Annotated in this window: 19 protein-coding genes; 12 read left to right on the top strand and 7 right to left on the bottom strand. The window is 59.9% G+C overall.

Annotated elements, in window-relative coordinates; translation table 11 throughout:
• Window positions 1–51: 51 nt before the first annotated feature.
• From rplQ to BV911_RS09030, 9 genes are all read left to right on the top strand, one after another.
• Window positions 52–474, top strand: coding sequence for a 50S ribosomal protein L17 (gene rplQ / locus BV911_RS08990; protein ID WP_086053272.1), 423 nt, complete (start codon window positions 52–54; stop codon window positions 472–474).
• A gap of 130 nt (window positions 475–604) precedes the next feature.
• Window positions 605–1912 carry a replication-associated recombination protein A gene (locus BV911_RS08995; RefSeq protein WP_086053273.1) on the top strand — a complete coding sequence of 436 codons (1308 nt, stop codon included), beginning with the start codon at window positions 605–607 and terminating at the stop codon, window positions 1910–1912.
• A 192-nt stretch (window positions 1913–2104) separates the two neighbouring features.
• Window positions 2105–3151 (top strand): RluA family pseudouridine synthase, encoded by a 1047-nt coding sequence (locus BV911_RS09000; protein WP_086053274.1) that lies wholly within the window; start codon window positions 2105–2107, stop codon window positions 3149–3151.
• Window positions 3148–3837 (top strand): HAD-IA family hydrolase, encoded by a 690-nt coding sequence (locus tag BV911_RS09005; RefSeq protein WP_086053275.1) that lies wholly within the window; start codon window positions 3148–3150, stop codon window positions 3835–3837. The genes BV911_RS09000 and BV911_RS09005 overlap by 4 nt, the downstream gene beginning before the upstream one ends.
• Window positions 3830–4540 (top strand): ATP12 family chaperone protein, encoded by a 711-nt coding sequence (locus BV911_RS09010; RefSeq protein WP_086053276.1) that lies wholly within the window; start codon window positions 3830–3832, stop codon window positions 4538–4540. The genes BV911_RS09005 and BV911_RS09010 overlap by 8 nt, the downstream gene beginning before the upstream one ends.
• 201 nt (window positions 4541–4741) lie before the next feature.
• Entirely contained in the window at window positions 4742–5758 is a 1017-nt protein-coding gene (locus BV911_RS09015; protein ID WP_086053277.1) for an amino acid ABC transporter substrate-binding protein, read from the top strand.
• 167 nt (window positions 5759–5925) lie between these two features.
• Complete coding sequence (locus BV911_RS09020) at window positions 5926–7140, top strand: amino acid ABC transporter permease (RefSeq protein ID WP_086053278.1); 1215 nt, start codon at window positions 5926–5928, stop codon at window positions 7138–7140.
• A 1-nt stretch (window position 7141) separates the two neighbouring features.
• Window positions 7142–8446 (top strand): amino acid ABC transporter permease, encoded by a 1305-nt coding sequence (locus BV911_RS09025; RefSeq protein WP_086053279.1) that lies wholly within the window; start codon window positions 7142–7144, stop codon window positions 8444–8446.
• A 14-nt stretch (window positions 8447–8460) separates the two neighbouring features.
• On the top strand, window positions 8461–9246 hold the full coding sequence (locus tag BV911_RS09030; protein ID WP_086053280.1) for an amino acid ABC transporter ATP-binding protein: 786 nt from the start codon (window positions 8461–8463) through the stop codon (window positions 9244–9246).
• A gap of 10 nt (window positions 9247–9256) precedes the next feature.
• Here the strand turns inward: BV911_RS09030 and BV911_RS09035 are convergent, their stop codons facing one another.
• The 6 genes from BV911_RS09035 to BV911_RS09060 form a co-directional block, all read right to left on the bottom strand.
• Window positions 9257–9766, bottom strand: coding sequence for a histidine phosphatase family protein (locus BV911_RS09035; RefSeq protein WP_086053281.1), 510 nt, complete (start codon window positions 9764–9766; stop codon window positions 9257–9259).
• Entirely contained in the window at window positions 9763–10629 is an 867-nt protein-coding gene (gene argB, locus BV911_RS09040) for an acetylglutamate kinase (protein WP_205963825.1), read from the bottom strand. The genes BV911_RS09035 and argB overlap by 4 nt, the downstream gene beginning before the upstream one ends.
• An 88-nt stretch (window positions 10630–10717) precedes the next feature.
• Complete coding sequence (yihA, locus tag BV911_RS09045; protein ID WP_086053283.1) at window positions 10718–11374, bottom strand: ribosome biogenesis GTP-binding protein YihA/YsxC; 657 nt, start codon at window positions 11372–11374, stop codon at window positions 10718–10720.
• Window positions 11371–12120 (bottom strand): MOSC domain-containing protein, encoded by a 750-nt coding sequence (locus BV911_RS09050; protein ID WP_086053284.1) that lies wholly within the window; start codon window positions 12118–12120, stop codon window positions 11371–11373. The genes yihA and BV911_RS09050 overlap by 4 nt, the downstream gene beginning before the upstream one ends.
• Window positions 12117–13934, bottom strand: coding sequence for a membrane protein insertase YidC (gene yidC / locus BV911_RS09055; protein ID WP_086053285.1), 1818 nt, complete (start codon window positions 13932–13934; stop codon window positions 12117–12119). Before yidC ends, BV911_RS09050 begins: the two co-directional genes overlap by 4 nt.
• Before the next feature lie 194 nt (window positions 13935–14128).
• Window positions 14129–15673, bottom strand: coding sequence for a bifunctional diguanylate cyclase/phosphodiesterase (locus BV911_RS09060; RefSeq protein ID WP_240512204.1), 1545 nt, complete (start codon window positions 15671–15673; stop codon window positions 14129–14131).
• 254 nt (window positions 15674–15927) lie between these two features.
• On the opposite strand from BV911_RS09060, the gene ttcA reads away from it, so the two are divergent.
• The 3 genes from ttcA (at window position 15928) to BV911_RS09075 (ending at window position 18914) form a co-directional block, all read left to right on the top strand.
• Window positions 15928–16791: a tRNA 2-thiocytidine(32) synthetase TtcA gene (ttcA, locus tag BV911_RS09065; RefSeq protein WP_086053323.1), complete on the top strand. Its 864-nt coding sequence runs from the start codon at window positions 15928–15930 to the stop codon at window positions 16789–16791.
• Between the two features lie 246 nt (window positions 16792–17037).
• Window positions 17038–18015, top strand: a complete 978-nt coding sequence (locus BV911_RS09070; protein ID WP_086053286.1) for an alpha/beta hydrolase — start codon at window positions 17038–17040, stop codon at window positions 18013–18015.
• Between the two features lie 134 nt (window positions 18016–18149).
• Window positions 18150–18914: a lysophospholipid acyltransferase family protein gene (locus tag BV911_RS09075; RefSeq protein WP_371588018.1), complete on the top strand. Its 765-nt coding sequence runs from the start codon at window positions 18150–18152 to the stop codon at window positions 18912–18914.
• On the opposite strand, the gene BV911_RS09080 is transcribed toward BV911_RS09075, so the two are convergent.
• Window positions 18911–19873: an acetyl-CoA carboxylase carboxyltransferase subunit alpha gene (locus tag BV911_RS09080; RefSeq protein ID WP_086053287.1), complete on the bottom strand. Its 963-nt coding sequence runs from the start codon at window positions 19871–19873 to the stop codon at window positions 18911–18913. The two genes, BV911_RS09075 and BV911_RS09080, sit on opposite strands and share 4 nt — an antisense overlap.
• Between the last annotated feature and the right edge of the window lie 8 nt (window positions 19874–19881).

A 19881-nucleotide genomic window follows, 5' to 3' on the forward strand; every position in this document is an offset into this window, starting at 1 on the left:
GCCCGACACGCATCGGGGGCCGGACAAAGTACAATCAAAAGGACTTGACCCATGCGTCACGCACGAGGATACCGCCGCCTGAACCGCACGCACGAGCACCGCAAGGCGCTCTGGGCGAACATGGCTGGCTCGCTCATCGAACATGAGCAGATCAAGACGACCTTGCCGAAGGCAAAGGAATTGCGTCCGATCATCGAAAAGCTGATCACCCTTGGCAAGCGCGGCGATCTGCACGCACGCCGTCAGGCTGGCAGCCAGTTGAAGCAGGACGCCTATGTGGCGAAACTGTTTGAGGTGCTTGGACCGCGCTACAAAGACCGTCAGGGTGGCTATGTCCGCGTTCTGAAGGCTGGCTTCCGCTATGGCGACATGGCACCGATGGCGATCATCGAATTCGTAGACCGCGACGTTTCGGCCAAAGGCGCTGGCGACAAGGCTCGCGTTGAAAGCGAACTGGCGAACGCCGAAGACTAAGTTTTTCTTGGGGTGACCCGGGACGACAGCCCTGCGCCTTTGGCGCGGGGCTTTTTCTTTTCCTGTGCTGCGCGTTAGTGTGGGGCAGGGCTGTCTGGCCCGCTGGTTAGGCCTGTTCAGGAGGGTGACAATGGATTTGTTTGGCGCCACGCCGGTTCCGACCACTGAGGGACACCGCCCCTTGGCCGACCGGTTGCGGCCTGCAACCTTGTCCGAAGTGATCGGGCAGCAGTCTTTGCTGGGGCCGGAAGGCCCGCTGGGGGCGATGCTGGCATCGGGTCGGTTGGGATCGCTCATTTTATGGGGGCCGCCTGGTGTCGGCAAGACCACTATTGCCCGGTTGCTGGCAGATCAGACCGATTTAAGTTTCGTCCAGATCAGCGCGATCTTTAGCGGCGTCGCGGACCTGAAAAAGGTGTTCGAGGCTGCACGCATCCGGCGGCAGACCGGGCAGGGCACCTTATTGTTCGTCGACGAGATTCACCGCTTCAACAAGGCGCAACAAGACAGCTTTCTGCCACATATGGAAGACGGCACCCTCGTTCTGATTGGCGCGACGACCGAGAATCCGTCTTTTGAGTTGAACGCCGCGTTAATGTCCCGGGCGCAGGTGCTGGTGCTGGAGCGGCTTGATGCCTCTGCGTTGGACACTTTGGTTGCGCGGGCCGAGGCGGATCTGGGTCTGCCTTTGCCGTTGACGGAAGAAGCGCGACTGGCGCTGCTTGAGATGGCCGATGGCGATGGCCGGGCGCTGCTCAATTTGGTGGAGACGGTCCAGTCTTGGGCGGCGCCCGCTCCGCTGGACCCCAAGGCTCTGTCGGCGCGGCTGGCCCGGCGCGCGGCGCAATACGATAAATCCGGCGATGCCCATTACAACCTGATCTCGGCACTGCATAAATCTGTGCGTGGCTCCGACCCGGATGCGGCGTTGTACTGGTTCGCGCGAATGCTGGAGGGCGGCGAGGACCCGCGTTATTTGGCTCGGCGTCTGACCCGAATGGCGGTAGAGGATATCGCCCTCGCCGATCCGCAGGCGCAGGCCTTTTGTCTGTCGGCGTGGGATACCTATGAACGGTTGGGCAGCCCCGAGGGCGAGTTGGCCTTGGCGCAGGCGGTGATCTATCTGGCCTTGGCCCCGAAATCCAACGCTGGCTATGTGGCCTACAAGGCGGCACGGGCTGCCGCAAAACAGACCGGCTCGACCCCGCCGCCAAAACATATTCTCAACGCCCCGACAGGGTTGATGAAGGCGCAAGGCTACGGTGATGGCTATGCCTATGACCATGATGCGGAAGATGGATTTTCCGGTCAGGATTTCTTCCCCGAGGCGGTGGGCCGTTTGGACCTGTATCAGCCCGTGGAACGCGGATTTGAGCGGGATCTGGCCAAGCGGGTAGCTTATTTTGCTAAATTAAGAGCAAAGCGGCAGGGTTGTTGACATTGCACCACGACAAGGAAAGACACGGCCCATGATCTGGACGGTACTGCAAATAGCCCGTGGTGGGGCTGTCGGCGCTTTTGGGCGCGATTCGTCCTGTGTGACGACCGCGCGGCTGTATGCTCTAAGTTCAATCCCAATTTTATTGCTGGCGCGTCGCGCTGGCCTGTCTCTAAGCCGGAGTGTGATGGCATGAGTGGCGTGCAAACCCTGATCGTCGGCGCCGACGAAGCCGACCAGCGGCTGGATCGCTGGTTCCGTCGGCATTTCCCGCAAATTTCGCAGGGACAGATCGAGAAATACTGTCGAAAGGGCGAAATCCGAGTCGATGGCGGTCGTGTCAAAGCGGCCTCGCGGATCGTGCCGGGGCAAAGCGTGCGTGTGCCGCCCTTGCCGGATGAACGCGCCGCCGCGCCGCTATACGTGCGCAAGACCATCTCGGATGACGACGCCCAGATGATGCTGGACTCTGTCATCTACCGGGATGACCATCTGATCGCGATCAACAAGCCGCCGGGACTGCCCAGTCAGGGCGGCAGCAAACAGACCCGGCACGTTGACGGCCTTGCCGAAGCTCTGCGCTTTGGGCTGGAGGACAAGCCGCGCTTGGTGCACCGGTTGGACAAGGACACGTCCGGCATCCTGTTGCTGGCACGCACACAGCGCATGGCGTCCGAATTGACCCGGGCGTTCCGGGCGCGGGACACGCGCAAGCTGTACTGGGCCGCCGTGGCTGGTGTGCCGCCGCGCCGTATGGGCACGATCCGTTATGGTCTGGTCAAGGCACCGGGGCATGGCTCACGCGGTGAGGGCGAAAAAATGCTTTGCCTGCATCCCGATGACGTTGCGAACACGCCGGACGCCAAGCACGCACAGACCGATTATGCGGTGTTGTCGGCGCTGGCAAAGCGGCTGGCTTGGGTCGCGCTGGTGCCTGTGACCGGCCGGACGCACCAATTGCGGGCGCATATGGCAGAACTGGGCCATCCGATTATCGGGGACGGCAAATATGGCGGCTCGGGGCAAGAGAACCAAGGCGACGGCTGGGGAGCGCAACTGGGCGGAGAGATCTCGCGCAAGCTGCATCTTCACGCCCGCAGCCTGAGCCTGACCCACCCGGCCACTGGCGCCCGGCTGAACCTGACTGCGCCATTGCCGGATCACATGGCGCGGACGTGGTCCTATTTCGATTGGCGGGCCGCCGACGTTCCAGCGGACCCGTTTGAGGATCTGGCATGAGTGCTGCCGTTAAATTGGCGGTTTTCGACGTGGATGGCTCCTTGGTCGACAGTCAGGCGCATATCTATGCCGCCGTCTGCGCTGCGTTTGATGCCAGCGGGCTGGCCATCCCACAGCGCGAAGCGGTGCATCAGATCATTGGCCTGTCGCTGCCGACCGCGATCGCGTGCTTGGCACCGGGTCTGTCCAATGCAGCACTAGAAGACGTGCTTACGTTGTATAAAGATGCCTATGTTGGCATGCGCGAAGCCGATGGCGATGGGTCTTCCCCGCTGTTCCCCGGCGCGCGCGAGATGCTGATGTCCCTGGCCGCGCGAGACGATTTGCTTTTGGCCGTGGCCACCGGAAAATCGCGACGCGGCTTGGATCACGTGCTTCAGATGCATGGACTGACCGCGTTGTTTGACAATACCCAAGTGGCGGACCTGCATCCGTCCAAGCCGCATCCGGCAATGTTGGAAACGGCCTGTTACGCGGCAGATTGCGCCGCCGCCGATACGGTAATGATTGGCGATACCGTCTTTGATCTTGAGATGGGACTGGCGGCGGGCACTAAGACCATTGCCGTCACGTGGGGCTATCATTCGGCTGATGCGTTGCGGGCTTGCGGGCCGGATGCGGTGGTCGACACTATGGCGGAACTGGAGCAGGCGGTTCTTCGAATTCTGGCAGGTACGGATGTTTGACGCGAAACGGAAACGATTCTGGACGGCGGCTTCGGCGCGCCCTGAATCGACGGGCTTTGGTATTTTTCTGGACGAGCGTCCGGTCAAGACGCCGGGCAAGATGCCTTTGGTGGTGCCGACAGAATCCTTGGGCGTTGCAATCGCGGCCGAATGGGACGCGCAGCAAGATCGCATTGATCCCGGCGCTATGCCAATGACCCGGATGGCCAATACTGCGATCGACAAGGTCCGCTTGCGGATGCCGGAAGTGGCCGAGGTGGTTGCCGAATATGGCGGCTGTGATCTGCTGTGTTATCGGGCTGAGGGGCCCGAGGAACTTTGTGCGCGTCAGCAGCAGGCGTGGGATCCGCTTCTGGACTGGTCTGCCACCGTTCAAGGCGCGCCTCTGAACGCGGCGGCGGGGATTGTTTATGTCGATCAACCGCCAGCCAGCGTCAGTAAACTGGCGGCACGTGTGCACGCCATGTCATATTGGGAACTGGTGGCCTTCCATGATTTGGTCGCGCTCAGTGGTTCGCTTGTGATCGCGTTGGCGGCAATCGACAAGGTTAGGCCGGTGTCCGAACTTTGGGATTTGTCCTGTCTGGACGAACACTATCAAACCGAGGTCTGGGGCGAGGACACGCTGGCTCTTGCCTCCGCGGCAATCAAAGCTACGGCGTTTCAAGATGCTTACAGGTTCTTCGAATTTGTCCAAATATAGCAATACCGCCTAATTTTTGGGCATATTTTCCATCTTTTCCCGGCGTTTATGCCTGACGTTAAGTCAATTTTCACCGCAAGAGTTGACGGAACGTGATGCCATTGCGCACAAAAGTGATCGTCAGGCGTAAGTCTGAGCCCGCGCATGACCTCTGGCCTTAATGGTTGGTGCTGTACGGGGTAACGAGATCAAGGGGAAAACATGATAAGCAAATTTGCTTTGGGCGCTGCTGCTGTTGCATCATTTTATGCATCCGGCGCGCTTGCCAATACACTTGACGACGTCAAAGCCCGCGGCCAATTGAACTGCGGAATTTCAACCGGGCTTGTCGGCTTTGCCACGCAAGATGCCAATGGCGACTGGGAAGGTTTCGACGTTGCCATCTGCCGGGCCGTCGCTGCGGCGATTTTCGGTGATCCAACCGCGGTTCAATTCAGCCCGGTTACCAACAAAGTCCGCTTCGAGGTTCTGAACTCGGGCGAAATCGACATGCTGTCGCGGAACACCACTTGGACGTATTCGCGCGACGTTGACCTGAAGCTGGAATTCGGCGGGGTGAACTATTACGATGGTCAAGGCTTCCTCGTGCCCAAGGCGCTGGATGTGACCTCGGCTGGGCAGTTGGATGGCGCGACGGTGTGCATCCAGTCTGGCACGACCACCGAATTGAACCTTGCTGACTTCTTCCGCATCAACGGCATCAGCTATGAGCCAGTGCCGATCACGACCGCAGCCGAAGCCACCCAGCAGTATCTTGCCGGTGCCTGCGACGTCTACACGACGGACGCGTCCGGTCTTGCCGCGACCCGCGCCTCATTTGCGGATCCGTCGGCGCATATCATTCTGCCTGAAATCATTTCGAAAGAGCCTCTCGGTCCGTTGGCCCGGCACGGCGATAACGAATGGGGCGATGTGATCCGCTGGACCCTGAATGCCCTGATCGCGGCGGAAGAGCTTGGTGTGACCTCGACCAATGCCGAGGAACTGTCGGCAGGGACGGATAACCCTGAAGTCAATCGTCTGCTCGGCTCGGAAGGCGATCTTGGCGCGATGCTCGGTCTGTCGCCGGATTGGGCGAAGAATGCGATCCTCGCGGGCGGCAACTATGCCGAGATTTTCGACACCTATATCGGTCCGGAAACTCCGATCGGTCTGGCGCGCGGTCTGAATGCGCAATGGACCGATGGTGGTCTGCTGTACGCGCCGCCCTTCCGGTAATCCACGTTGACAGACAGGGCGGGCCATTGGTCCGCCCTGTTTCATTTCGTGGGACGATCTGGCGATGGTCCGTGCTAAACTGGTGCCAAATAGCCCAGAGTGATCGCCCGGCAGTCTGATCGCAGACCGAAAGCCTGCCCGCAGGCCCGAAAACAGGACACTCAAAAATGAGCGCAGTCAGCGACCAGCCAAAATCAGGGTTCACGCTGGGCATGTTGGTGAACGATACCCGGTATCGCGGCTACACCTTTCAGTTCATTGCCTTCTTCGCCATCATCTTTTTCTTCGGTTGGATGATCTGGAACGCGGTCCAGAACCTTGCCGCCTTGGGGCAGGACATCTCGTTTGGCTTCTTAGGCGGACAGGCCGGCTATGACATCAACCAAAAGCTGATCCCCTTCACCAGCACCGACACCCATTTCAGGGCGGCCATCGTCGGGGTATTGAACACGTTGCTGGTGGCATTTCTGGGCTGCATCACGGCGACGATTATCGGCGTTTTGGTCGGCATTCTTCGGCTGTCCAATAACTGGATCGTCGCCAAGCTGATGTCGGTCTATGTCGAGGTCTTCCGCAATGTGCCGCTGCTGATCTGGATCCTGATCATCTTTTCGATCATGTCGAATGCCTTGCCGGCGCCCAGTGCCTTTCGAGGTGAGTCGCCCGAAGCGCGGATGGTGCTGGATTCCATCGCCCTCACCAATCGTGGCATCTATGTGCCGCGCCCCCTTTGGCTGGAAGGGTCGGCGATCGTTGTCGGTGTCTTCCTGCTGTCGCTGATCGCGATTTACGCTCTGCGCCGCTATGCCATTCACTTGCTGTTCACCCAAGGCCGAACTCTGCCGGTGTTGCCGCTGTCAATCGGGCTGCTAATCGTGCCGACTGTGCTGGCTTATTTCTTGATGGGAAGCCCGGTTGGATTGGAATACCCGGCGCTGAAAGGCTTTAACTTTCAGGGCGGTATTCAGGTTTATGGGTCGCTGATTGGGTTGTGGGTCGCGCTGTCACTTTATACCGGGGCGTTTATCGCGGAAAGCGTGCGCGGCGGGATTCAGGCGGTCAGCCGGGGCCAGACCGAAGCCGCCGAATCGCTTGGGTTGCGGCCCCGACGGATCATGAGTCTGGTGGTTCTGCCGCAGGCGTTGCGCATCATCATTCCGCCGCTGATTTCGCAATACCTGAACTTGACCAAAAACTCATCTCTGGCCGCTGCGGTGGGGTACATGGATATTACCGGCACCTTGGGCGGCATCACCTTAAACCAGACCGGCCGTAGCTTCGAAGCGGTGCTGCTGTTGATGGCCTTCTATCTGGTGATTTCGCTGTGCATCGCCGGGGTGATGAACATCTACAACGCCACCGTCAAGTTGAAGGAGCGCTGAGATGTCCGATACCCAAGCTGAAGCTGCCCTGTCCTTCGTCCGCCACGAGCCTCTGCCGCCAGCGCCCCCGCCGATGGCGTATCGCGGCCCGGTACATCGGGTTCGCCACAACCTGTTCAGCTCCGTCGGCAACTCGATCATGACGATTGCTGCGTTGTATGCGATCTATCTGCTGGTATCGGCAATCGTGCCGTGGGTGGTCAACGGGGTCTGGGATGCCTCATCGATCCGCGATTGTCGCGCCCAATTGGACGGCAAAATCGGCGGATGTTTTGCCGTAATCGCCGAGCGCTGGCCACAACTGGTGTTCGGCAACTATCCAAAAGCGCAGTATGGCCGGGCGATGCTGGCGTTTGTGTTGCTGTTTGCAGCCCTCGCGCCGCTGTTGTTTATCGAATTGCCGCGAAAACTGCTTTGGTTCACCGGGGTGTTCCCCTTCATCGGCTATTGGCTGATCTGGGGCGGCACCATCTGGGTGCCGATCCTTGCCTTGGTTGGAATCGTGGTCGGCTATTTGGTGTTCGTGCGCTTGGAACGGCAATCCTTTTTCGGGGCGTTGATGGCCGGGCTTCTCGCGATGGCCTTGTTCTGGGGGCTGTTGGTCGGCCCAATCGCCTCCGGTTTGGCCAGTCTGGTGCCGCTGCGCCTTGAGCCGGTTCAAAGCCGCGAGATCGGCGGCTTCATGATCAACTTCATTCTGGGCACCACCTGCATGGCCTTGTCGTTGCCCATCGGGATCGCACTGGCCCTCGGACGGCAATCGGACCTGCCGATCATCAAGGCGATCTGCGTGATGTTCATCGAGTTTATCCGCGGCGTGCCGCTGATCACCTTGCTGTTCGTCGCCTCGGTCATGCTGGCCTATTTCCTGCCGCCGGGGACCAATTTTGATCTGATTCTGCGCGTCATCATCATGATCACCTTGTTTGCCTCGGCCTATATGGCCGAAGCGATCCGGGGCGGGCTGGCCGCCTTGCCCAAAGGCCAGTACGAGGCCGGCAGCAGCCTTGGTCTGGATTATTGGCAATCCATGCGCCTGATCATCCTGCCGCAGGCGCTGAAAATCTCCATCCCGTCTATCGTCAATATCGCGATTGGATTGTTCAAGGACACGACGCTGGTGTCGATCATTTCGATGTTCGACGTGCTGGGAATGATCGGTGGCCCGATCTTGTCCTCGACCGACTGGTTCGGTGTCTATTGGGAACTCTATGCCTTTGCCGGCCTGATGTTCTTTGTCTTTTGCTTCGGAATCTCGAAGTATTCTCAGTATCTTGAACGTAAGCTCAACACAGCTCACCGTTGAAAGGGTTGCCCCTAATGACCGATGCGACACACGCAGCCGCAGCACCCACCCTGACCGTCTCGGATGAGGTGGCGATTGAAATACAGAAGATGAATAAGTGGTACGGCCAATTCCATGTTCTGCGGGATATTGACCTGACCGTTTATCGCGGCGAACGAATCGTGGTGTGCGGACCGTCCGGTTCGGGGAAATCGACCCTAATCCGCTGTATCAACGCGCTGGAAGAACACCAAGATGGATCGATTTCTGTCGACGGCACCTTGCTGTCATCCGACCTGAAAAACATTGATCGAATCCGATCCGAGGTTGGGATGTGTTTTCAGCATTTCAACCTGTTCCCGCATCTGACCATTTTGGAAAACTGCACGCTGGCCCCGATTTGGGTGCGCAAGACGCCGAAACGCGAGGCAGAAGAAATCGCGATGCACTTCCTGAAAAAGGTGAAGATCCCGGATCAAGCCAATAAATATCCCGGACAATTGTCCGGGGGGCAGCAACAGCGCGTTGCGATTGCGCGGTCGCTCTGTATGAAGCCGCGGATCATGCTGTTTGACGAACCGACCTCGGCGCTGGATCCAGAGATGATCAAAGAGGTGCTCGATACCATGATCGAACTGGCGCAAGACGGCATGACGATGATTTGCGTGACCCATGAAATGGGCTTTGCGCGGCAGGTGGCGAACCGGGTGATCTTTATGGATCAGGGTCAGATCGTCGAGCAGAATGAACCTGAAAGCTTCTTCCTGAACCCACAAAGCGAGCGCACGAAACTGTTCCTAAGCCAGATTCTCGGGCACTAAGCGCCCCGGGTCAGAGATCCGTCAGGTCGCGCGGCACGATGAAGTCAACAACCTGGCCGCTGCCCAAGGCCAGGTCCGACCAATCGTCAATCGGAAACGTGACCACCAGCGTGGCTAAAGTGGGGTAGGGGGCGAAGCCCGGGTGTGCGGGCGGCGTTGCCACCAGCTGCTGGGCAAATTCGCCGATCCCGGGGTTATGGGCCAGCAGGGCAACAGTCTGGCCCGTGCATCGGCTCAGGCAGTCGGCCAAGGTCTCTGGATTGGCCAAGTACAGCCGGTCTTCCATCTGCACCTGTGGGCCAGAGGGCAGCAACCCTGCGATCCGGTTCCACGTCTCACGGGTCCGCACGGCGCTGGAACACAGCACCTGATCCGGCAGATGACCTTGTGCCGCCAGCCAGCCCCCAATCGCCTCGCACGAGGCCCGTCCGCGGGCATTCAGCGGGCGATCATGGTCCTTGAGATCAAGATCGCCCCAACTGGATTTGGCGTGGCGTAGAAGGACAAGGCGACGGGTCATGTGTTGCGAATGATCGAGCCGGCACCGTGGTCGGTAAAGAGTTCCAACAAACAGGCATTCGGCGCCCGGCCATCCAGAATCACCGCAGCCCGCACCCCTTGGCGCAAAGCCATCAGCGCGGTTTCGGTCTTGGGGATCATCCCGCCAGCGATAATCCCGTCATCGGTCATCTTGCGAATTTGGCCCGAGGTGAGTTCAGTCAGAACCTCGCCGGAGGCATCCTTGACGCCGGGTACGTCGGTCAGCAGCAGCAGTCGCCGCGCCTTCAGCGCCCCGGCAATCGCGCCTGCAGCGGTGTCGCCGTTGACGTTAAAGGTCTCGCCGTCGTCGCCGATGCCCAATGGTGCGATCACCGGGATGATGTTGGCGTCGAACAGGGTCCGCAGCACGTCGGTATTCATCCGGTCGGGGGTTCCGACAAACCCAAGCGCCGGGTCGGTCTGCTTGCACACCATCAGATTGGCGTCCTTGCCGGACAGGCCGATGGCGCGGCCGCCTTGGGTGTTGATCGCGGCGACAACCCGCTTATTGATCAGGCCCGACAGCACCATTTCGACCACTTCCATGGTCGCGGCGTCCGTCACCCGCTTGCCGCGGACAAATTCAGATTTGATGTTCAACCGCGCCAGCATGTCGTTGATCATCGGACCGCCACCGTGAACGATCACCGGCTTGACGCCCACCTGACTCATCAGCGCCACATCGCGCGCGAATATGTCGAGGCCTTCATCGCTGCCCATGGCATGGCCGCCCAGCTTGATGACGACAATCGCGCCCTCATAGCGTTTGAGATAGGGCAGGGCTTCGGACAGGGTCCGAGCTGTGGCAATCCAGTCTTGGTTCATGGCGGTCTGTATTTTCATCGCGGTTATCCCCGGGTTTCGCGCCGTGTTAGCGAGTTGTGCGCGAAGTTCCAAGTCTATCCGTCACCGGCGGTCGGGGCGGCGGATCTTAACCGGTGGTGGCCAGTTCGGCGATGATGCTGCGGAGGGATTCGATCCCATCGCCGGTTTCGGATGAGGTCAACACGATTTCGGGATAGGCTGCTGGATGGCGCGCCAATTCGGCCCGGACCTGTGCCAACATGGTGTCCCGATCGAGGCCCTTGACCTTGTCTGCTTTGGTCAGGACGCATTGGAACGGCACAGCCGACCGGTCCAGCAGGGCCATAATCTCATTGTCGACCGCTTTGATGCCGTGGCGGGAATCAATCAGAACGAAGGCGCGGCGTAGGGTCGGACGCCCGGACAAATAAGACTTCAGCAGTTGCTGCCACTTGGCTACCACCGCGACCGGCGCATTGGCGAAGCCATAGCCCGGAAGGTCGACAAGATACATCTCGCCGCGGGAAAAGAAGTTGATTTCTTGGGTGCGACCCGGTGTGTTCGAGGCTCTGGCCAGCGCTTTGCGACCGGTCAACGCATTGATCAGCGTCGATTTCCCGACATTTGAACGGCCTGCGAAACAGATCTCTAAGCGGTCCGCGGGGGGCAGACCAGACATTGCCACCACCCCTTTCAGGAAGGTGGTTTCTGCGGCAAACAGCATCCGCCCACGCTCGCGCGCGAAGGCATCAGGTTCTTGGGCAAGGGGGAAAGACATATTCATGACAGGATCCTGACTGGGTCGTTCAACCGAACGGTGCCGCCACGGGTCACGACCCCGTAGACGCCAAAGTCTGTGTGACCCCAGCCCGATTTCAGCGCCGCAAGGGTGTCTGCGTCGCGCTCTCCGGTGGTGGGGTTTGCCGTCGTGGCAAGGCAGCGGCCGATACGTTCGCGGATGTCCACGCGGGCGCCTCCAATTTCGAGTGTGCGTCCAACCAAGTCGAATTCTTGCCATGGGGCAAGCCCGGCGAGCCACAGATTTCCGCGAAACCGGGTTTGCGCCAGTGGGGTGCCGACCCGTTCGGACAGCGCTTCGAGCGAGGCAAGGCTGGTAATGCTAATCGAAGGAAACCGGGAATCGGTCATCGCCTGACCGGTGGCGCGCACGATCCGCACCGACGCGGCGCGATCTGCAGGCATCAGCGGGGCGACCCACTCGAGAAACTCTTGGCTGTCCCGATCCGGGTCAAAGGTCAGGTCGGGTCGTGCCGGGTGGGTCAGGGTGATCTGCCCGGTCGCGTCGTTCAAACGTGCAGTGATGGCCATCAACTGTGGCGCCTTGGCACCGCGCGAGAAATTCGCGCACGGCACCCAAGAACCATCGGTCACCTTGGCGGCTTCATGCGCCACGGCCCAGACCCGATCCCACGGCAGCGCCTCACCCGAGACCAAGGCCGCTTCGGTCAGCGCTTCGCTGCCATGGGCCTTGATCGGGTGACGCCAGATTGCCGCAAGGGTCGCGGTCATTTTCCCTCGGATCGCTTCCGTTTGAAGCCGCTCTTAATGTTGCCGAAGACGTTCGGGTGATACCCGTGGCTCCGCATGATGAGGTACTGTTGCGCAAAGGTGATCGTGTTGTTGGCGATCCAGTACAGCACCAAGCCGCTGGCAAAGCTACCGAGCATGAACATGAAGACCCACGGCATCCACGCGAAAATCATCGCCTGCGTCGGATCGGTGGGAGCGGGGTTCAGCTTTTGCTGCATCCACATGGTGATGCCCAAGAAGATCGGCAGCACGCCCAGCGAGATGATCGCAAACATCGATCCGGCTTCGGGTGCAGCGAAGGGCAACAGGCCGAACAGATTGAGGATCGAGGACGGGTCCGGGGCGGACAGGTCACGAATCCAGCCGAACCAAGGGGCTTGGCGCAGTTCCAGCGTGACGAAGATCACCTTGTAGAGCGAGAAGAAGATCGGGATTTGCAGCAGGATCGGCAAGCAGCCGGCCGCCGGATTGACCTTTTCCTTCTTGTACAGCTCCATCATGCCTTGCTGCATCTTCTGACGGTCGTCGCCTGCCTTTTCCTTTAGCTTTTCCATCTCTGGCTGAAGCTCTTTCATCTTCGCCATCGAGGCATAAGATTTCCAAGCCAGCGGCAGAAGCAGAGCTTTCAGGATCAGCGTCAGGGCGATGATCGACCATCCCATGTTGCCAATCAGCAGATTGAGGTTGTGCAGCAGCCAGAAGATCGGCTTGGTCAGGAAGAAGAACCATCCCCAGTCGATGCTGTCGATAAAGCCCTGAATTCCAAGGTCATTTTGATAGTCTCTGATGGTCTGCCATTCCTTCGCGCCGGCGAAGAGCAGGGTCGTGGCCTCGGCAATCTCACCGGGGGCGACAGTCATGGTCGGAAGCCGCGCTTCGGTCTGATAGATGTCGGCGCTGGGAAGATACTTGGCGACCGACGTAAACGCCTGACCCGGAGCCGGGATCAGTGTGGTCATCCAATACTTGTCGGTAAATCCCAGCCAACCGTTTTCGGTGACGTCTTGGACTTCGGCATAAGCACCTTCGCGCTCAATAAAGTCCATGTCAGGCAGGTTTTTGTACTTAATTTCCTGCAGGTTGCTGTCCGACATCCGGACGACGCCTTCATGAAGGATGTAGAAGTTCACCGTGTCTGGTTTGCCGTGACGCGCGACAATCCCGTAAGGGGCCATGCGTTGCGCGGTGCCGGACGTGTTCTCGACGCTTTGGGTGACCGTGAACATGAAGTGTTCATCAACGGTCATCGTGCGGCGGAAGATCAGCCCCTGTTCATTGTCCCACTTCAGGGTGATCGGGGTTTCGGGGGTCAGTTCGTCGCCAGATTCTATGATCCATTGGGTGTTCGCGCCGGGAACCTGATCGTAGCTCAGGTCGCCGCCCGGGGCCCATCCGTACAGCGCGTAATAGGCGCCGGGGCCGCCGACGGGCGAGAGCAGCGTCACGATCGGGCTGTCCGGATCGACAGTTTCGCGATAGGCGCGCAGTGACAGATCGTCGAGGCGGCCGCCGGTCAGCGAGACGGATCCGGAAAGATTGCCCGACGCGATTGTGATGCGCTCGCCGGTTGCCAGCGCGGTGTCGCGGGTCTGAACCAATGATTGGGCCACGCCGTCAACGATGGCCGCTGGCGGCGCAGCCGCGATGCCATCGGACGTGGGCGCGATGCCTTCCGAGATCGTTACTGGCTCTGGCGTCGGTGAGGACTCCGGTGGAAACAAGACGAACCAGACCAAAATTACGATCAGACTGAGCGCTGATGCCAGGATGAGGTTCTTGTTTTGATCGTCCATTTTGATCCGCCGCGCCCAAGGTAAGTTTCGCGCCGGTTCAACAGGCCGCCAGATGAAAGGTCAAGCGGTTTTACGGGAAGGGGCCGGTTGTGCCCGACCTTGTCGAGCCGATCCGAGAGGCAAAAGCCGGTCTGAGGCGTGGCTGGGCGGGTGCAGTTCTAAGCCGTGGCGGTGGCGGGGACGCGCCCGAACGGCTAGCCGATCCGGCGGGTCAGATCCGGCGGACGGGCGATGGCTGCTGCGTGTCGCCGCAGCCAGTCGGGAGTGTCCTCCAAGGGCATGGGGAGGGCCAACCCAAAGCCTTGAACATGGCCGCAGCCCAATTGTGACAGCATCGCGTGCTCGCCCGAGGTCTCGACCCCTTCGGCCAGACAATCCAGCCCCAACCGTTCTGCCATGGTCAGGATGGCGCCGACCATCCGCTGTTGTTCGGGATCCTGATCGACCTTTGAGACGAACGACCGGTCGATTTTCAGGCGCCCGATCGCAAAGCGGCGGATACTGGTGATTGAGGCATGGCCGGTGCCAAAATCATCCAGATCGATAAGGCAGCCAAGATTGGCCAATCCGCTGATGTTGCGGCAGACTGTATCTTCGGGCGTTTCCGATATCACGGTCTCTAAGATTTCGATGGCCAGCCGGTCGGGGGTCAGATCGTGCCGGTCGAGCGTCCAAGAGATGCGGTCGACTAGGGCGGGATCGGCCAGTTCTTCGCCCGAGAAATTCACCCCGACATGGGGTACGTTCAGACCTGCCTTATCCCAGTCGACAACCGCGGCAAGCGCACCTGACAAGATCACTTCGCCCAGACGCCCCATCAGGCCGGCCTGTTCAATTGCTGGCAGAAACTCCGCCGGTGAGATCAGGCCGCGCTTAGGGTGATGCCAGCGGGCCAAGGCTTCGAAGCCGGTGACCTTGCCGGTATCGGTTGAAATCTGCGGTTGGAACCATGGGTAAATCTCGCCCCGGTCCAACGCGTCGGTCACGTCGTCAATCAATGCCAGACTGGTCTCGCGCCGCTGATGCAATTCGCGCGAATAGGCCCGGATTGATCCCCCGCCATGGCGACGTGCTTCGACTGCGGCCATTTCGGCCGCGTCCAAAAGGCGTTGTCCGGTTGGCGCCGGAAGGCGATCGGCAACGCAGAATCCGACAGAGGCACTGAGTCGGAGGCTGGTGTGATCCAGACGAACCGCTTCGGCGATATGGGCTTGCAGCCGGGCTGAAATCTGAAGCAGGGTTTCCAAGTCGTACCGGGCCGCCGGAGCCAAGGCGATTGCGAAGCTGGCGTCGTCGATGCGGGCCAATGTGTCTGCCGACCTGAGTGCGGTGCTTAATCGGGACTGGAACTGATCCAAAATGGGGGCGCAACCGCGGCTTCCCATTCGGGCGACCAGCGCATCGAAATCGTCAATGCGCAGCACGACGCATGCGGGCACGCGTCCGCTTTCCGCCGTTTGGCCAAGTGACAGGTCGAGGGCGGTTTCCAGAACGTCGCGCCGTGACAGGGTCTTGTCTGCCGAGGGCGGATCGATTTGCCAGCCGGCCATAAGGGCGGCGAGGGCGACCAGAACCGGGATGGTGACGGCCAGCAGATAAAGGCCGGTTTCGCCGGATGCGCGATAGATGGCGAGGGTCATCGCCGGAAACACCGCAAGCAACAGCGGGTACCAAACAGCCTTAGGGCCGAGGTGGCGCAGTGAGGTCAGGGCTGTCGCCAAGGAAGATCGGATGCGCACGCCAGTCGCCTATTCGGTCGTTTCAATCTCTTGAACCCTATCCTCGATAGTCTGAGTGGCAGGTTAATCCAGCCGGCAGACTGTCGGTGATTTGACTAAAAACGCATCCGTTCGGATCGGCGTATCTGGGCGTCGAAACAGTGCGGCAGGGTCTGCGGGCCTTTCAAACGTGCATTTCTGCGCGACATAGCGAGTCCGCGCTGCGTGGCCTCTTTTCGCGGCGCAGGCTTTGCCCTATGCCCTCGTTTATGACCATGACCCATGACCTTGATGACATTCACCCCTTGTTCAACGGCGCGCCCAGCACGACCGAGTTCAAGAAGTTGCGCAAGCGAATCGTGCGGAATGTGCGAGAGGCCATTGAGCAATATGGCATGATCCAGCGCGACGCCCGATGGTTGGTCTGCCTGTCGGGGGGCAAGGATTCCTATACCCTGCTGGCTATTCTGTATGAGTTGAAGTGGCGCGGCTTGTTGCCAGTGGATTTGCTGGCCTGCAATCTTGATCAAGGTCAGCCCGGTTTTCCGGCCACGGTCTTGCCAGAGTTCTTGGCCGCGCGCGGTGTGCCGCACCGGATTGAGTATCAGGATACTTATTCCATCGTCATGGATAAAACCCCTCAGGGCCGGACCTTCTGTGCGCTGTGTTCCCGGCTGCGGCGGGGCAATCTGTACCGAATTGCGCGCGAAGAGGGGTGTTCGGCGGTGGTGCTGGGGCATCACCGGGACGATATGCTTGAAACGTTCATGATGAACCTCTTCCACGGCGGGCGGCTTGCGACGATGCCGCCAAAATTGGTGAACGAAGAGGGCGATCTCTTTTTGTATCGCCCGCTTGCGCATGTGGCCGAACAGGATTGCGACCAGTTTGCCCGGGCGATGAAATATCCGATCATTCCCTGCGATCTGTGCGGCAGCCAAGACGGATTGCAGCGTCAGCAGGTCAAGCAGATCCTTGATGGATGGGAAAAGAACAGTCCCGGTCGCCGACAGGTGATGTTCCGGGCCTTGATGAATGCGCGCCCCTCGCATCTTCTGGATCCCAAACTCTGGGACTTTCCGGGGCTGACCCTGAACACGGATGGGCCGCCGGACACGGCTGCCGCGCCGGACCAGTAAGCCCAATAAGCCCGCAGATGCCCTCAGAGCCGCGCCGCCGCGTCGGCGTGAGGGCCAGGTCGCGCCAATTCAATTTATGGTCAGCCGCTTGCATGATATGACTGGCCTTGCCGCCTGACCGGCAAGGCTTGGGGGCGCGTACGGCGTGATCCCTGCGCGGATGTTCCGTGCGCCGGTGAAGGCAAGGCTGCAAAATGGGCCAGACCGCCCTCTGCTAGCCGTCGTGAAACCGGAGGAGGATCGCCCATGCCCGACTATGTTTTTACCGTACGGAACAAGCGGGGCGAGGTTTTTGGCTCGGATGCGGGGATGACACGGTTTTTGCGCGTGCCGGAAACGGACCTGACCACTGCGCCGCACCATCAGATCCGCAAAGGTGCGTGGTTTCAGGACGTGCTGGCAGAAGGCACCCGGCGCATCGATCCAGACACCGGCCAACGGGTTGGCGATATTGTCATCTACGTGCATGGTTTTAACAATTCGACCGAAAAATTGCTGTCGCGGCACCGCAAAATCAAGGCGTCCTTCGCCCGGCAGGGGTTTCAGGGGGTGGTGGTCAGTTTTGATTGGCCCGCAGCCGATACCAGCCTGAATTATCTGGAGGATCGCTGGGATGCCAAGCAGACCGCCAATCAACTGGTCAAGGAAGGCATTGCAAGTTTCGTGAAACTGCAGACTCCGGATTGCGAGGTTAATCTGCATTTGATGGCCCATTCCATGGGCTGTTATGTGGTGCGCGAGGCGTTCGATGACGCCGATGACCGGCGGTCGATTGCTGCGGTCAGCTGGTCGGTCAGTCAGATCTTGCTATTCGGCGCGGACGTCTCGGTCGGATCATTGGCTGCCGAAAGCGCCAAATCATCGTCACTCTACCGCCATTGCAACCGATTAACCAATTACTTCAACCCATTTGATGCGGCGCTGTCGCTGTCCAACGTCAAGCGGATTGGGGTATCGCCCCGGGCCGGGCGGGTGGGGCTGCCCGCGCATGTTCCGGCCAAGGCGGTCAATGTTGACTGCGGCGCCCATTACACCGCGCCGCGTCACAAATTTGAAGACAGTCACTTCGCCGGGCACCGCTGGTATTTCGATGATGACGTTTTCTTGCAGGATGCGTATCTGACAATTCTTGGCAGCACGGATCGCAACAGGCTTCCAACTCGGCTGGGACGCGACAGCAATCTGTCGCTGGTTGCGCCGGTTGTGGGAACGGGGCAGGGATAAGGGGCGGACTTGACATCTGCCAGCCTGCCGGGTGGCATGATGCTTAAGGATTTTTTCCTGATGGTACAGGACCAATAATTTTGCGGGCGCAGGAGACTAAAAGACATGACGGGTGGCACGGCCGGAGGCACAGTATGATTGGGTTTATCTGGCAGTGGATCCGGTCTTTGGCATTCGTCCTGCAGATGTATCTGATGATGGTCGTGCTGGGGGTGGTATTCACGCCATGGGCCATCGTGGACAGGCGCGGGGCGTTTGCCGGTATCCGCACCTATTGCCGTTGGGTGCGTTGGACCGCCGATTGGATGGTGGGTTTGCGCAGTGAGATCCGCGGCCCGATCCCACATGGCGAAGTCCTTGTCGCGTCGAAACATCAAAGCTTTTTCGACATCATCTTGATCTGCTCGGTTCTGCCACGGCCAAAATTCATCATGAAACGTGAATTGATCCGCGCGCCGATCCTCGGCTGGTATGCCTTGCGGATTGGCTGTGTGCCGGTGGATCGGGGTAAGCGCGGGCAGGCCATCATTAAGATGCTGGCGGATGTGAAGGCCGGTGTCAGCGGGCCGGGTCAGTTGATCATCTATCCGCAAGGCACCCGCGTCGCGCCTGAGGCATGGGTGCCCTACAAAGTTGGAACCGCCTTGATTTACGGCGAATCAAGACAGGATTGTGTGCCCGCAGCGACGAATGTTGGGGTGTTTTGGCCGCGTCGCGGGATTTATCGCAAGCCCGGCACGGCGGTGGTGGCGTTTCTGACCCCGATCCGTCCCGGCCTGGAGACCGATGCATTCATGGAGCGGCTGGAAACGACGATTGAAACCGCGTCCAACGCATTGATGGCCGAGGGTGGTTTGCCGCCAGAGCGGTTGCCCCACCCCCCGGTGCGCAGCGTTTAACCCGCCAGTTTTCTCTGTCCAATGTCCAGAAACTTGCGGCGACGCTGATCGAGAAGGGCATCGCGCGAGAGCGGGGCAAGATCCTTCAGCATCACGGAAATCGCCTTGCCAACTCGGGCGATGGTGCCTTGTGGGTCACGCTGGGCGCCACCAGTCGGTTCCGGGATGATCTGGTCGGCGACCCCAAGTTGCAGCAGGTCTTGTGCGGTCAGACGCAGGGCCTCGGCGGCCTCACGCATCTTTTCACTGTTTTTCCACAGGATTGACGCGCAGCCTTCCGGTGAAATCACCGAATAGACCGAATGTTCCAGCATTGCCAACCGGTTGGCGGTGGCAAAGGCAACCGCGCCGCCTGAGCCGCCTTCGCCGATGATCACTGTCACGACCGGCACCTTAATCTGCAAGGATTTCTCGGTTGCGCGGGCGATGGCTTCGGATTGGCCGCGTTCTTCGGCGCCCTTGCCGGGATAGGCGCCGGGCGTATCCACAAGGGTGATCACCGGCAGATTGAACCGGTCCGCCAAATCCATCAGGCGCACGGCCTTACGATAGCCCTCGGGCCGGGCCATTCCGAAATTGTGATCCAGACGGCTCGCGGTATCGTTGCCGCGTTCATGGCCGATCACCACCACGGGACGGTCATTGAACCGAGCAAGCCCGCCCAGCACCGCATGGTCTTCGCCGAATACCCGGTCGCCGGATAGCGGGGTGTAATCGGTGAACAGCGCGTCGATGTAATCTGAGCAATGGGGGCGTTCGGGGTGCCGCGCGACTTGGCATTTCCGCCAAGGGGACAGATCAGAATAGAGCGTCTTCAGAAGCTCGGTGGCCTTTTTCTCAAGGGCACGGGCTTCGCGCTCGATATCCATGCCCTCGGTTTTCCGGGCCATGGCGCGCAGTTCCTCGGATTTTCCCTCGATTTCCGCAAGGGGTTTCTCGAATTCAAGGTAATGGGTCATATGCCTCT

This window comes from Pseudoruegeria sp. SK021 (assembly GCF_002119405.1).
Lineage (GTDB): Bacteria > Pseudomonadota > Alphaproteobacteria > Rhodobacterales > Rhodobacteraceae > Meridianimarinicoccus.

What these genes read in the sequence shown, in the direction of transcription:
- BV911_RS08995 (WP_086053273.1), top strand. Translation starts at nt 605, where the DNA reads ATGGATTTGTTTGGCGCCACGCCGGTTCCGACCACTGAGGGACACCGC.
- yidC (WP_086053285.1), bottom strand. Translation starts at nt 13,934, where the DNA reads ATGGACGATCAAAACAAGAACCTCATCCTGGCATCAGCGCTCAGTCTG.
- rplQ (WP_086053272.1), top strand. Translation starts at nt 52, where the DNA reads ATGCGTCACGCACGAGGATACCGCCGCCTGAACCGCACGCACGAGCAC.
- BV911_RS09070 (WP_086053286.1), top strand. Translation starts at nt 17,038, where the DNA reads ATGCCCGACTATGTTTTTACCGTACGGAACAAGCGGGGCGAGGTTTTT.
- BV911_RS09080 (WP_086053287.1), bottom strand. Translation starts at nt 19,873, where the DNA reads ATGACCCATTACCTTGAATTCGAGAAACCCCTTGCGGAAATCGAGGGA.
- BV911_RS09025 (WP_086053279.1), top strand. Translation starts at nt 7,142, where the DNA reads ATGTCCGATACCCAAGCTGAAGCTGCCCTGTCCTTCGTCCGCCACGAG.
- BV911_RS09015 (WP_086053277.1), top strand. Translation starts at nt 4,742, where the DNA reads ATGATAAGCAAATTTGCTTTGGGCGCTGCTGCTGTTGCATCATTTTAT.
- BV911_RS09010 (WP_086053276.1), top strand. Translation starts at nt 3,830, where the DNA reads ATGTTTGACGCGAAACGGAAACGATTCTGGACGGCGGCTTCGGCGCGC.
- BV911_RS09075 (WP_371588018.1), top strand. Translation starts at nt 18,150, where the DNA reads ATGATTGGGTTTATCTGGCAGTGGATCCGGTCTTTGGCATTCGTCCTG.
- BV911_RS09005 (WP_086053275.1), top strand. Translation starts at nt 3,148, where the DNA reads ATGAGTGCTGCCGTTAAATTGGCGGTTTTCGACGTGGATGGCTCCTTG.
- BV911_RS09035 (WP_086053281.1), bottom strand. Translation starts at nt 9,766, where the DNA reads ATGACCCGTCGCCTTGTCCTTCTACGCCACGCCAAATCCAGTTGGGGC.
- BV911_RS09020 (WP_086053278.1), top strand. Translation starts at nt 5,926, where the DNA reads ATGAGCGCAGTCAGCGACCAGCCAAAATCAGGGTTCACGCTGGGCATG.
- yihA (WP_086053283.1), bottom strand. Translation starts at nt 11,374, where the DNA reads ATGAATATGTCTTTCCCCCTTGCCCAAGAACCTGATGCCTTCGCGCGC.
- BV911_RS09050 (WP_086053284.1), bottom strand. Translation starts at nt 12,120, where the DNA reads ATGACCGCGACCCTTGCGGCAATCTGGCGTCACCCGATCAAGGCCCAT.
- argB (WP_205963825.1), bottom strand. Translation starts at nt 10,629, where the DNA reads ATGAAAATACAGACCGCCATGAACCAAGACTGGATTGCCACAGCTCGG.
- BV911_RS09000 (WP_086053274.1), top strand. Translation starts at nt 2,105, where the DNA reads ATGAGTGGCGTGCAAACCCTGATCGTCGGCGCCGACGAAGCCGACCAG.
- BV911_RS09030 (WP_086053280.1), top strand. Translation starts at nt 8,461, where the DNA reads ATGACCGATGCGACACACGCAGCCGCAGCACCCACCCTGACCGTCTCG.
- ttcA (WP_086053323.1), top strand. Translation starts at nt 15,928, where the DNA reads ATGACCCATGACCTTGATGACATTCACCCCTTGTTCAACGGCGCGCCC.